Raw genomic sequence first — 12,875 nt, forward strand, 5'->3', positions numbered from 1 at the left:
CTCACCCGCAGACTCACCCCAGAGCGGCTAGATCTCCACCCGACGGCCCGCGCGGCCGGACACCGCGTCCGCGACGGCGCGGCGGATGACGCGCATCGGCCGCCACCGCCGCGTCGCGGCCGCGCACGCGAGGCACAGCGCGAGGAACAGCGCGCCGTTCGCGGCGCGGGGCACGCTCCACCGTCGCCCCGTGCCGAGCTCGCGGTGGAGGCGATTGCGGAGGAAGTAGTACAGCAGCGCGGGGTTCGTCGACAGGAACATCGCGCGCACCTCGAACCCCGGCGGCATCCACCGTTCGCCGCGAGGATCCACCACGACCGCATCGGGGACCAGGACGAGGCGCCCGCCGCCCGCGCGGATGCGCGAGGTGTACTCGAGGTCGTCGCCGTAGAGCACGAAGTCGGCGCGCGGCAGGCCGATGCGGCGGAGGACATCGGCCCGGGCGAGCAGTCCGCCGTACGGCGCGTAGGCGAGATCCGTCCCCGCCACTCGCCGACGGGGGCGCCGCAGACCGACGCGCTCGAGGAAGCGCCGCGCGAACAGACCCGCCTCGACCCCCGCGAACGAGACCGCCTCGCGGGGACTCTCACGCGCGCGCTCCGCCGCGACGACCTCGGCGATCGTGGCCGGCTCGCCGTCCGGAACGCGGAGCGGCGCGACCGCGGTGAGGTCGTGGCCGGCGGCGCGCAGCGCCTGATCCGCCGCCAGGAGCCGGTCGAGGGCCCCGGGTTCGGGCAAGTTGTCGTCGTCGAGCAGCCACACGTAATCGGTGCCGAGATCGCGCGCGCGGGCGATCGCGGCACCGAACGCGGGCGCCGATCCTTCGTTGCGTGGCATCCGGTGCACGACGATGCGCCCCGCGCCGGCCGCAGCAGCGGCGTCGAGCGCGGCGGCCGACACGGGCGTGGAGCCGTTGTCGATGATCACGACCGGGGCGACCCCGGCGTCGATCATGCGGGCGACGACGGCGAGGCACGAGACGTGGCGGGAGCCGTACGTCACCGTGGCGCCGGCGACAGTGGGGCGGGAGTCGGTCACGGTGTCGGTCCTCCGTACACGTCCGTCAGGGCGCGCCGGAAGGCGGCCCCCGAGAATTCGTCCGCGACGGCGTCGCGCGAGCGGGCGGCGTCGCGGCGCGCGCCGACGGGATCGGCCAAGGCGCGCACGATCGCCGCTGCGAGGCCGCGGGCATCGTCGGCGACGGCGTACGCGCGGATGCCGTCGCCGACGATGCCCTCGATCCCGACACCCGTCGAGACCACCGGGATGCCGCGGAGCATCGCCTCGACGGTCTTGAACTTCACCCCGGCTCCGGCCCGCAGCGGCACGAGCACGACGTCGGCCTCGGCGTACGCGACGTCGAGCGACTCGAGGCGACCCGTGACGACGAACGCGCCGGGACGCGTGGCGGCGATGCGGCGCATCTCGTCGGTCGGACGCGCGCCGGCGAACACGAAGCGCACGGAGGGGTTCACCTCGAGCACCCACGGCGCGATGTCGGTCATGGTCCACACCGCCGCCTCGGAGTTCACCGAGCGATCGAAGGCCCCGACGAAGAGCACGGTGGGGGCGGGATCGCCCCCGCGCACGCACGACTCCACCCCGTCCGCGAGCGGCGGACGGACGACGACCGCGCGGACCGGCGCTCCGGCGGCGCGGTGCACGAGAGCGGCGTCCTTCGCGCTGAAGGTGAGCACGGCGTCGGCGCGGCGGTAGACGCGACGCTCGTCGCGGTGCACGCTCCACCGCCGCCAGCGCGCGAGAAGCACCCGCGGATGCCACGGCGGCCCCGGGGCGGCGGCGAGGAAGCGCTCGTAACTCTGCAGCAGGACGTCGTGGGCGACGACGATGCGGCGCGGGGCGCCGGTCGGTCGGCGACGCACGCCGAACCACCCGGACTCGGTCCACTGGTACTCGATGACGTCGGCCGCCGCGAGCACCGCCCGCGCCGCGCGGCTGCGCCGGAGGGCGCGACGCCGCCGGGCCACCGGGCGCACCGGGAACAGTCGCTGCTCCTGGCGCTCGATCCCCTCGACGAGGCGGCGGGCGAACGGGCGGCGCGGCCGCGATGCCGGCACGAGCACGACATCGACGGCATCCACCAGGTGGTCCGCCGCGGCGCGGTTGTCGCGGTCGTCGAACGACACGACGGTGACGCGATGCCCCAGTTCCCGCAGCGTCCGGAGGTGACGCAGCAGGTACTGGCCGCCCGCGTGCGGGATGCCGTCGTACGGGACGACCGGCGACAGACAGACGATCCGCATGCACCCTCCCCTTCGTGCCGCGCGGTCGGCACGAAGAACCAGCGTGCAGGTCGCTCGGCGGCGAGGCCGCGGCATCCGGATCCGCCGGAGCCAGGTGAAGCAATGGCAGCCGGGGGACGAGAGCGCACGTGAACGCCCCGGGCGGCGCGCGGGGCACCGGGGCGAAGGCGGCACGACGCATCGCACCGCCCCTTACTGTGTGTCGCGGCGGCGGCCCCGGTCCGCTCGGGAGGAGACAGACCGTCGTGAGGATCACCCACCTCCACAGCACATTCGTCACCCCCTGGGGTGGCGCGGAGGCCTATCTCTTCGCGCTCGCGTCCGCGCAACGGGCCCGCGGACACGATGTCGCGATCATCACGGCCGTCGCGGACGGCGAGAGCATCGCGCGCGCAGCCGCGGCCGGCGTGAGGGTCACCGTCCGCCCGACGTGGCGACCGTATGCGCCGGACCGGCACGGGTCCTCGGCGTTCGTCCGGGCCGTCTTCCACGGTGTCGACACGGTGCACGGTGTGCTGCTCCCGCGCGCCTATCGCCGGGTGCAGGACGATCGCGACGTCGTGCACGTCCACCGGTTCCAGGGGGTGGGGGCGAGCGTTCTGCGCGCACGCCGTGCCCCCGTCGTGCACACCGCCCACGACTACTGCCTCGTCGACACGGCATCCACGACGATGCGCCGGGGGGCGCTGCCCGCTCGTCTCGGTCTCGTGCAGCGGCTTCGGGCCCGGATCGTGTCGACCTCGGCGCGACGGGCGACCGTCGTGGTGTTCCCGAGCGAGCGGACGCGACGCCGGCACGCCGAGCTCGGATTCCGGGCGGGTCGCGCGCGGTGCCTCGTCGTCCCCCACGGATGGCCGGCACCGCCCCTCCCCGCGGAGGGGACTCCCCCGCACCGCCCCCGGTTCGTCTTCCTCGGCAAACTGCAGAAGCCCAAGGGCATCGACCTGCTGCTGCGCGCGTGGGCCGAGGCACGGCTCGACGCCGACCTCGTGATCGCGGGCGACGGTCCCGAACGCCCCCGGGTCGAGGCGGCCGAGAGCGACACCGTCCGTTACGTCGGGTGGGTGGATGCCGAGGCCAAGGGCGCGCTGATCCGTTCGGCGACCGCGCTGGTCTTCCCCTCGCTCTGGCCCGAGACGTTCGGTCTGGTGATCGCCGAGAGCCTGCTGCTGGGCTGCCCCGTCGTCGCCACCCCCGAGGCCGCCGGCGACCTGATCGTCGACGGCGAGAACGGCGCCGTCTCGAGGGATGCCACGCCTTCGGGGTTCGCCGACGCGCTCCGGCGTCTCGCGACCGACGCGGAGCTGCGGCGGACGGTCACCGCGGGAGCGGCCGCGAGCGCCGACGCGCTCGACTTCGACCGGCACGTCGAGCGCGTCGACGAGGTCTACCGCGTCGCGCGAGTGGCTTTCGAGACCGGAGCCTGATCGACCGTCCGCGGAAGCAATCGCGGCGCCATCGCCGCGGCGACCACGAGCGGCACCGCGAGGAACAGCCACGCGGCGCTCGGAACGGCCGTCCACGCGAACAGCGCGCCGACGACGAGGTTGCCCAGGAGCACCGCGATCCCGCCACACGTGGCGAGCAGGCCGAAGAACGACCCGGTCGGTCGCCCGGCGGCGAAGCGGGGAGCGAGCGTGAGCGCCGTCGGGTGGGTCGTCATGTGTCCGAGGATCACGAGCGCCGCGGTGACGAAGACGGCCACCACGCGCGCGGCGTCGTCGAGCGGCAGCGACACGCCGACGGCCAGGACCGCGAACCCCGCGGCCGAGAGCACGTACCCGATCCGGAGCGCCACCGCCGGCCCGACGCGCGCGGCCCACCTCGATACCGGGAGCTGGAGCGTGAGCGTCAGCACCGAGACGCCGGCGAACATCGCTGCGGTCGCCGCCGCGGCATCCGGGACCCGGGCCAGCTGCAGGGGCAGCGCGAGGTAGAGCTGGTTGTAGGCCAGCAGGTCGGCGGCGTGCAGCGCCGAGAAGCCGACGAACCGGCGGTCGCGCAGCGACCACCACCGGCCGGGTGGCCGGTCGACGGAACGGTCCGCGAGGGTGCTCGGGAGTGCGACCGCGAGGAACACCCCGATCGCGAGGAAGAACGCCGCTCCGCCCAGCGCCACAACGACGAACCCCCATCCCAGGAGCGCAGCACCCACGAGCGGGCCGATCACGGCACCGAGCTCACCCGTGACGCTCAGCCACGCGAACAACGACGCCCGCGAGCGGGGGCCGGGAGCGGGACGGCGAGCCTCGGCTTCCGCGATGAGGATGTTGAGCCCGGGCGAGAAGAGCGCGCCGCCGAGGCCGGTGAGCACGGTTCCGAGCACGAACAGCGCGAGGACCGGCGCAGGGGTCAGGAGCGAGCCCGCGAGCGTCGCGAAACCGGCGATGCGTACGGCGCAGCCGAAGAGGATGACGCGGCGGGGGCCGAAGCGATCGGCGAGCACCCCTCCGATGAGGAACATGCCCTGCTGCATGAACGTGCGCACCCCGAGGACGAGTCCGACCGCGACGGCGGCGAGCCCGAAATCCTCGGTGAGGACGAGCGCGAGGAAGGGCACGACGGCGTAGAAGCCGACGTTGAACAGCAACTGCGTCCCGAGCAGGACGGGCGTGCGGGCAGGCGGGTTTGGCACAGGACTCCGGGATAGGTGAGAATGATTCTCATTATGCACAGTGGTCCCGCGTCGCTCCCCCCGGTCGTCTCCCTCACCGACTCCGTCGTGCGGGCCGGTGACGGCCGTGTTCTGCTGCGCGTGGACCATCTCACCGTACGCGTGGGGGATCGCATCGCCGTCACCGGCCCCTCGGGGGCGGGCAAGACCGTGCTGCTCCGGCTGCTCTCCGGCCGCCTGGCCGCGGGCCTGAGCGCGAGCGGGCGGCGCGACACCGCCGCGGAGCGTGTCGCGATGGTTCCGCAGCGCGGCCTGGACGCCCTGCACCCCCTCATCCCCCTGGGCACGCAGCTGCGCACCGTCACCCGTACCTCCGCGGAGCGCGTGCGCGAGGTGCTCGCGGCGGTGGGCCTCGGCGATCCGCGCGCGGCCCGGCGGCGACCCGCCGAGCTGTCGGGCGGCCAGGCGCAGCGCGCCGCGATCGCCCTCGCGGTGCTCTCGCGCGCTCCTCTCGTGCTCGCCGACGAACCCACGAGCGCCCTCGACCACGACACGCGCGACCGCGTGCTCGACCTCTTCTCCACCGTGATCGGAACCGACCAGGCCCTCGTCGTCTCGACGCATGACGAGACCGTGGCCGACCGACTCGGCGCCGCTCGGATCCGGGTGGCCGACGGGGCGCTGGTGGCGGCGTGAGCGCCCTCGTCGTCGAGGCCGTCACCGCCGCCTACGGGCGCGGCCGCCCGGTCCTCTCCCCCACCTCGTTCGACATCGCCCCCGGACACTCCCTCGCGGTCGTCGGCCGGTCGGGGGCCGGCAAGTCGACGCTCGCCGAGATCGTGCTGGGCCTGCGGGCCGCGGCATCCGGATCCGTCACCGTGGCCGGACGCGCCTGGCCCGCCGGGCGCGCCCACCGCCACCTCGTGCAGGGGGTGCCCCAGGATGCCGCGGCGGCCTTCGTCCCGCGGTGGACGCTGCGCCGCTCGATCGCCGACGCCGTCCGCCGCCTCACCGACGGCCACGACGTCGACCGGCGCATCGACCGGGCGTCGGAGCTCGCCGACCTCGATCGCTCCCTGCTCGACCAGCGCCCGTCGGAGGTGTCGGGTGGGCAGGCGCAGCGCGCGGCGATCACGCGCGCCCTCGCGGTCGACCCGGCGGTCCTCGTCGCCGACGAACCGACCAGCGCCCTCGACCCCTCTCGGACCGCGGCCGTGTCACAGGCCCTCGTCGACCTCGCCCGCTCGACCGAGACCGCACTGCTCCTGGTCACGCACGACCCCGCCGTCGCCGCACGCTGCGACCGCACCCTGACGCTGATCGCGCCCTCGGCGTGATCCCGCGCTGCCCGGCAGCGCCCCCGACCCTCCATCCGAAAGGAACCACCATGACGGCATATCCGCGCCGCCACCGCCTGTTCGCCCTCGCCCTCGTCCCCGCGGCGCTGCCCCTGCTGAGCGGGTGCTTCTCACCCGGCGTGTCGGCCGCTCCCGAGGGGGGCGACGCGCGCATCTCGATCGCGATGCTGCAGCCGCCGCGCTCGGGCCTGAGCCCTCTGAGCGACGACGCGTTCAAGCTGTCGCGCTGGTCGACCGCCGAGACGCTCGTCACCCTCGCCGCCGACGGCACCCCCGAGCCCGCTCTCGCCACCGGGTGGAAGCAGGTCGACGACACCACGTGGCGCTTCGACATCCGCACCGGGGTGACCTTCCACAACGGCGATGCCCTCACGGTCGACTCCGTCGTGAACGCGCTGCAGCACGCGATCGACGCGAGTCCCCGGCCCCGCATCCTCAACGGCGTCGACATGACGGTCGTCGCCGACGGGGACGCCGTCGTGGTGACCACCGGGACGACCGACCCGCTGCTGCCGAACCGGCTGTCGAGCCCGCAGCTCGCGATCCTCGACGACGACGCGTACACCGACACCGGCGTGAGCCCCGTCGGCACCGGGACCGGGCCGTTCGAGCTGACCGCGGTCGACGGGATCGTCGGCGCGACCCTCGACCGCTACGACGGCTACTGGGGGGACACGGCCCTCGCTGCCGGCATCGACGTCCGCTTCGTGCCGGACGGGACGGCGCGCGCGGCGGCCCTGCGCACCGGAGCGGCCGACATCGTCGAGGCCATCCCCGCGGGTCAGGCGGCGACGATCGACGAGAACCTGCTGCACGAGGTCGCGATGCCCCGCACCAACACGCTGTACCTGAACACCGCGAACGGGCCCTTCGCCGACCCGGCCGTCCGCGCCGCGGCCCGCGCGGCCGTCGACCGCGCCGCGATCGTGGCGTCGGTGTACGAGGGACGCGCCGACGTGGCCGAAGGCCTGCTCGGCCCCGCGCTCACGTGGGCGGCGGACTACCGCGACGAGTCGGGCTACACCGACCTGTTGGCGTCGCGTCCCGCCGCGGCGGCGGTGTCCGGCATCCCGATCACGCTCGGCACCTTCACCGACCGCGCCGAGCTGCCCGAGGTGGCGGTGATCCTCGAGCAGCAGCTCGAGGCCGCAGGGTTCGTCGTGCAGCAGGACGTGCGCGAGTACCAGTTCATCGAGGCCGACGCCCTCGACGGGAAGTTCGACGCGTTCATCCTGTCGCGGGCGACCGTGCTCGACTCGGGCGACCCCGTGGCGTACCTCGCGTCGGACTTCACGTGCGAGGGCGGCTTCTCGATCGCGCAGCTCTGCGCCGCCGACGTCGACCGGGCCGTGTCCACCGCCTCGGCGACGGCGGCGGGCACCGACCGTCAGCGCGCCACGATGGCGGCCGAGGCCCGGGTGCTGGCGACGGATGCCGCCGTGCCGCTGCTGCACGAGCGCGTCGTCCAGGGCGAGTCGACGTCGGTCGTCGACGCGGCGCGCGATCCGCGCGAGCGTCTGCTGGTGACCGCGAAGACCCACCTCGCGGACTGACGACCGTGCGCCACAGCCACATCGCCGGGCTCGTCTCCCGCGTGCTCAGCGGGATCGCGCTGCTCGTGATCGCCGGGGCCCTGCCCTGGCTGTCGCAGCGCGATCCCGCGGCATCCATCCTGCGCGCGAGATACGCCGAGCTCGAGCCGACCCCGGAAGCCCTGGATGCCATCCGCACCGAGCTCGGCCTGGAGGGCGGCCCGATCGCGACGAGCGTGCGCTGGTGGGCGAACGTGCTGCAGGGCGACCTCGGCCGGTCCTGGGTGAGCGGTGGGGAGATCGCCCCCGGCGTATGGCACGCTCTCGGCGTCTCGCTCACCCTCACCGGCTTCTCGATGGTCGTGGCGCTCGTGGTGGCGGCGGCCCTCGTCGCCCCCGCCATCGGCCGGATCGTGCGGGACCGACCCTCCCGCGGCTCCGGGCCCGTGGGCGTCGCGTTCACGGCGCTCCCGGAGTTCCTGCTCGCGAGCGCACTGCTCGTCGTCGTGGCCGTCCAGCTGCGGTGGCTGCCGCCGTACGGCTGGAGCGGACTCGACACCGCGATCCTGCCGGCGCTGGCGCTCGGCATCCCCTCGGGCGGCCTGCTCGGGCGGCTGCTCGCCGACGCGATCGCGGGGGTCACCGAGGAGCGGTGGGTCGAGGTGTGGCGGCTCGCCGGCGCACCCCGCCGCGTGCTCGTGGCCGGCGTCCTGCGCCGCGCGGGAGCCGCCGTGGTCGATCAGGCCGGCCTCGTGATCATCGGCGTGCTGGGCGGAGCGGTCGCCGTCGAACAGGTCTTCGCGATTCCCGGACTCGGGCGCTACCTGCTGGGCGCCGCCAACGCGCAGGACCTGCCCGCCCTGCAGGGCGGGGTGCTGCTGATGGCGGTCGCGGCGGTGGCCGTCGGGCTGCTCACCGGGGCCGCCCGGCGGGCGTTGCGCGGCGGACCGCTGCCGCCGGGAGCCCTCGCCGCCCCTCCCGAAGCGCGCGGGGACGGCCGCGCCGCACGGGTGACGGTGGCGGTGGCGATCGGCATCCTGCTGCTCATCTTCGCGACCGGCCTGCCGCGCGACCCGTACGCCCTGGCGCACGCGCGGCTGAGCCCGCCGAGTCTCGCGCTGCCGTTCGGGGCCGATGCGAGCGGCCGCGACCTGCTGGCCCGCGTCGCCCACGGCACCGTCGGGACGCTCCTGCCCTCGCTCGGCATCGTGCTGCTCGCGATCGTCGTGGCGCTGCTGCTCGCGATCGTGGGCGAGATCGCTCGCGGCCCCGCCGAGATCGCGAACGCGACCCCGCCGATCCTCGCGGGGGTCATCGTCGCGGCCCTGCTCGGCCCCTCGGTGGGCGGGGCGGCGCTCGCCGTGCTGTGGGTCACGTGGCCGCCGCTCACGACGCACGCCGCCGCGCTCCTGGACGAGGCTCTCGCGGCGCCGCACGTGAAATGGATGCCGCTGTCGGGGGCGTCGCGCACCGAGATCTGGACGCGGCACGTCGTGCCGACCGTCATCCCGCCGCTCCTGCGGCATGGGATGCTGCGGCTGCCGGGTGTCGCCCTCGCCCTCGCCGCGCTCGGGTTCCTCGGGCTCGGCGCGCAACCGCCGCAGCCGGAGTGGGGCCTGCTGCTGTCGGAGGGCATCGACTACGTCGAGCGGGCACCCTGGACGACCGTGGCTCCCGCGTTCGCGCTCGTGGCGACGTCGGTGCTCGCGGTCGCGGCGGCCGGGCTGCGGCCGCGGCGGCGCGAGGGGCGGCGGACGCCCGCCGCCGAGGAGACGCCCGTCGCCGTGGAGTCCGTGCCTCTGTGACGCTGCTCGTCGGTCGAATCGCGCGGCCGACGGCGGTGGCTCAGCGATGTGCACGACCTCAGTCCGAAAGCCGGGGACGGAACTGAGGTTGTGCGCATCGCTGAGGGTGCCCGCACCCCGCGGCGCGCGGAGTCGACACCGGGCGCCGGGCGTCCCAGGTTTGTCGAGAGGGTCACGAGCGGGAAATACGGCGGAAACGACCGGTTCCTAGCATCGGAAACACCGCAGATGTTGGTCACACCAACACTGGAACGCCGCTCCCGACGGCACGCCTCGATGACGTGGCATCCTTCCCCTCACTCTTCGGAGGTCCTCGTGTCCGCCGCTCCACCCGTCTCGATCACCGCGATCCACAACGCGCGACTGGCTTCCGGTGCGCTCGTGGACATCGCGATCGACGGCGACACCGTCGTCGCTGTGGTCCCGAGCGGCTCCCCGCTGCCCGAGACGAGCGGCGAGACCCTCGACCTCACCGGTTACGTCGTCACCGCGGCGGGCGCCGAACCCCACGCGCACCTCGACAAGTCGCAGTCCTGGGATGCCATCCGGCCGCCGTTCGGCGACCTCGAGCGCGCGATCGAGAGCTGGCACGCCTTCGCGATGACGCTCGACGAGGAGGACACGCTCGACCGTGCGCGGTCCACGGCGCTGCGGATGCTGGCATCCGGGATCACCGCCGTCCGCACCCACGTCGACCTGCTGCGCGGAGAAGACGCGCTGACCGGAGTCCGCGCCCTCGTCCGCTTGCGGGACGAACTCGCCGGCCTCATGGACATCGAGCTCGTCGCGCTCGGCGGGCCGACCGTGCCCGACGCGGTCTTCGAGGCCGCGCTCGACGCGGGCATCGACCTGGTCGGCGGCGCCCCGCACCTCGCCGACGACCCGATCGCCGACCTCGAGCGCCTCATCGCCCTCGCGCGGCGCCGCGACGTCGGACTCGACCTGCACACCGACGAGAGCCTCGCCGGTGCCGACACCCTCGCCGCCTACGCCCGCGCCGTCACGGGCTGGCACCGTCCCCGTACCGCGGGGCACTGCGTCCGCCTCAGCATGATGCCCACGGAAGATCTCGCCCCCCTCGCCGAGGCCGTACGCGCCGCCGACATCGGCGTCATCGCCCTGCCGATCACCAACCTCTACCTGCAGGGGTGGGATGCCGCTCACGCGGTGCCCCGCGGAATCGCGCCGATCGGGCGCCTCAAGGCGGCCGGCGTCCGCGTCGCCGCCGGCGCCGACAACGTGCGCGACCCGTTCAACCCCGTGGGACGCTGCGACCACCTCGAGACCGCCTCGTTGCTGGTCGCCGCCGGGCACCTCGCCCCCGAAGACGCCGTCGAGGCCGTCACCACCGGCGCCCGCGACGTGATGAACCTGCCCCTCGCCGGCCCGATCCCCGGCGCCCGCGCCGACCTCGTCGCCGTCCGCGCCGACTCGCTCGGTGAGGCCGTCGCCTTCGCCTCCGCCGACCGCGTCGTCCTCCACCGCGGACGCGTCGTCGCCCGCACGACCGTCTCCACCCGCATCGCCGCCCCCACCGCCCCACCCGCACCGACCGCCGACGCATCCGCACCGGCACTCCCGACCCTCGTCTCGACCGGAAAGTGAGCGTTCCGTGACCCTCGCCTCCCCCTCCCCGGCAGCCACGCTCGCGGGCCCCTCCGCGCCGCTACTGGACTTCCGGAACGTCGCCATGACGTTCCCCAACGGCACCACCGCCCTCTCCGGAGTCGACCTCGTCGTGCAGCGCGGCGAGTTCGTCAGCGTCGTCGGCCCCTCGGGCTGCGGCAAGTCGACGCTGCTGCGCATCGCCTCCGGCCTCGAGTCGGCCAGCGAGGGGACGGCGACGGTCAACACCGACCGCATCGGGTACGTCTTCCAGGACGCCACGCTCCTGCCCTGGCGCGACGTGCAATCCAACGTCGAACTGCTCGCCGAGCTGAACTGGCAGCCCAAGCGGGTGCGCACGCCCAAGGCGCAGTGGGCCATCGACCTCGTGGGCCTGAAGGGCTTCGAGAAGCACCTGCCCAAGCAGATGTCGGGCGGCATGAAGATGCGCGCGTCGCTCGCCCGCTCGCTGACGCTCGACCCCGAGCTGTTCCTCTTCGACGAACCGTTCGGTGCGCTCGACGAGATCACGCGCGAACGCCTGAACGACGAGCTGTTGAAGATCTTCGTCGCGCAGAAGTTCGGCGGCCTCTTCATCACCCACTCGGTGTCCGAAGCGGTCTACCTCTCCACCAAGGTCGTCGTGATGTCGGGTCGCCCCGGTCACCTCGTCGACACTTTCGAGGTCCCCTTCGACATGCCTCGCGACCCCGAGATCCGCTACACGGGCGAGTTCGCCAAGCTCGTCGGCGAGGTCTCCCACGCCCTCCGGGAAGGACACTCATGAGCACCACCTCTGCAGAGCCGGTCGTCTCCGAAACGTCCGAGCCCACGGCATCCACCCCCATCCCGCCGATCGACGCGGCCCCGAAGGCTCCGCCCCGCGGTCGCGGCCCCATCGCCCGCGCGCTGCTGCTCGCGGGACCGCCGCTCGGGGTCCTGGCCGTCCTCGTCGGCGCCTGGTACGTCGTCTCGGGCGTCCTCACGGCGACGGGCAAGGGCTTCCTCCTTCCGATGCCGCACGAGATGTTCACGAAGGGCTTCTTCGACCCGCAGGTCAGCGTCGACATCTGGACCGCGCTGTTCCGCACCACGGGCGTCGCCCTCACGGGCCTCGCGATCGCCATGGTCATCGGCGTCGGCTGGGCCATCGCGATGTCGCTGGCGCGCTGGGTCGAGCGCAGCACCTACGCCTACGCGGTGATCCTGCAGTGCATCCCGATCCTCGCCCTCGTGCCCCTCGTGGGTTTCTGGTTCGGCTACGAGTTCCTCGCCCGCGTCATCGTCTGCGTCCTGATCGCGCTGTTCCCCATGGTCTCGAACACCCTGTTCGGTCTGCAGTCGGTCGACAAGTCGCAGCAGGAGCTGTTCCGCCTGCAGAAGGCCAACAAGTGGACGGTCCTGACCAAGCTCACCCTCCCCGCCGCGCTCCCCTCGATCTTCGTCGGCATGCGCACCTCGGCCGGACTCTCGGTCATCGGCGCGATCGTCGGCGACTACTTCTTCCGCCGCGGTGAGCCGGGCATCGGCTCGCTCATCTCCAACTACCAGTCGCGTCTGCAGAGCGCCGAGCTGTTCGCCGCGATCCTCGCGGCCTGCCTCCTCGGCGTGGCGATCTTCGCCTTCTTCGGCTGGCTGTCCAAGGTGGCCGTCGGCCGCTGGTACGAAGCCGCCCGCTGACGCCCACCCCGCTCCCT

At 73.8% G+C, this 12,875-nt stretch carries 11 protein-coding genes; 8 read left to right on the top strand and 3 right to left on the bottom strand.

Translation table 11 applies throughout. The features are described from left to right. Window positions 1-27 precede the first annotated feature (27 nt). Window positions 28-1,038, bottom strand: coding sequence for a glycosyltransferase (locus AC3E6M_RS00115; protein ID WP_138175416.1), 1,011 nt, complete (start codon window positions 1,036-1,038; stop codon window positions 28-30). Further along, window positions 1,035-2,264, bottom strand: coding sequence for a glycosyltransferase family 4 protein (locus AC3E6M_RS00120; RefSeq protein ID WP_171024296.1), 1,230 nt, complete (start codon window positions 2,262-2,264; stop codon window positions 1,035-1,037). Before AC3E6M_RS00120 ends, AC3E6M_RS00115 begins: the two co-directional genes overlap by 4 nt. Window positions 2,265-2,509: 245 nt before the next feature. Between AC3E6M_RS00120 and AC3E6M_RS00125 the strand changes: the two genes are divergently transcribed. After that, window positions 2,510-3,691 (top strand): glycosyltransferase family 4 protein, encoded by a 1,182-nt coding sequence (locus AC3E6M_RS00125; RefSeq protein WP_394529632.1) that lies wholly within the window; start codon window positions 2,510-2,512, stop codon window positions 3,689-3,691. Here the strand turns inward: AC3E6M_RS00125 and AC3E6M_RS00130 are convergent. Beyond that, complete coding sequence (locus AC3E6M_RS00130) at window positions 3,652-4,899, bottom strand: MFS transporter (RefSeq protein WP_171024396.1); 1,248 nt, start codon at window positions 4,897-4,899, stop codon at window positions 3,652-3,654. The genes AC3E6M_RS00125 and AC3E6M_RS00130 overlap by 40 nt on opposite strands. Before the next feature lie 33 nt (window positions 4,900-4,932). Here AC3E6M_RS00130 and AC3E6M_RS00135 point away from each other — a divergent pair, with 33 nt between their 5' ends. From AC3E6M_RS00135 to AC3E6M_RS00165, 7 genes are all read left to right on the top strand, one after another. Continuing rightward, window positions 4,933-5,574, top strand: a complete 642-nt coding sequence (locus tag AC3E6M_RS00135; protein ID WP_252371072.1) for an ATP-binding cassette domain-containing protein — start codon at window positions 4,933-4,935, stop codon at window positions 5,572-5,574. Next, window positions 5,571-6,215, top strand: coding sequence for an ABC transporter ATP-binding protein (locus tag AC3E6M_RS00140; RefSeq protein ID WP_138177978.1), 645 nt, complete (start codon window positions 5,571-5,573; stop codon window positions 6,213-6,215). The genes AC3E6M_RS00135 and AC3E6M_RS00140 overlap by 4 nt, the downstream gene beginning before the upstream one ends. A 50-nt stretch (window positions 6,216-6,265) precedes the next feature. Continuing rightward, window positions 6,266-7,789, top strand: coding sequence for an ABC transporter substrate-binding protein (locus AC3E6M_RS00145; protein WP_138177980.1), 1,524 nt, complete (start codon window positions 6,266-6,268; stop codon window positions 7,787-7,789). Window positions 7,790-7,794: 5 nt separating this feature from the next. Then, window positions 7,795-9,573, top strand: coding sequence for an ABC transporter permease subunit (locus AC3E6M_RS00150; RefSeq protein ID WP_138177982.1), 1,779 nt, complete (start codon window positions 7,795-7,797; stop codon window positions 9,571-9,573). 315 nt (window positions 9,574-9,888) lie between these two features. After that, on the top strand, window positions 9,889-11,178 hold the full coding sequence (locus AC3E6M_RS00155; protein WP_490528732.1) for an amidohydrolase family protein: 1,290 nt from the start codon (window positions 9,889-9,891) through the stop codon (window positions 11,176-11,178). 7 nt (window positions 11,179-11,185) lie between these two features. Beyond that, the gene (locus tag AC3E6M_RS00160; RefSeq protein WP_138178252.1) at window positions 11,186-11,965 is read left to right on the top strand and encodes an ABC transporter ATP-binding protein; all 780 of its coding nucleotides are present in this window, start codon (window positions 11,186-11,188) and stop codon (window positions 11,963-11,965) included. Beyond that, complete coding sequence (locus tag AC3E6M_RS00165) at window positions 11,962-12,858, top strand: ABC transporter permease (protein ID WP_490528733.1); 897 nt, start codon at window positions 11,962-11,964, stop codon at window positions 12,856-12,858. Before AC3E6M_RS00160 ends, AC3E6M_RS00165 begins: the two co-directional genes overlap by 4 nt. The last annotated feature ends 17 nt before the right edge of the window (window positions 12,859-12,875 follow it).

This window comes from Microbacterium sp. SCPM-O-B-15248 (M128), assembly GCF_058214835.1.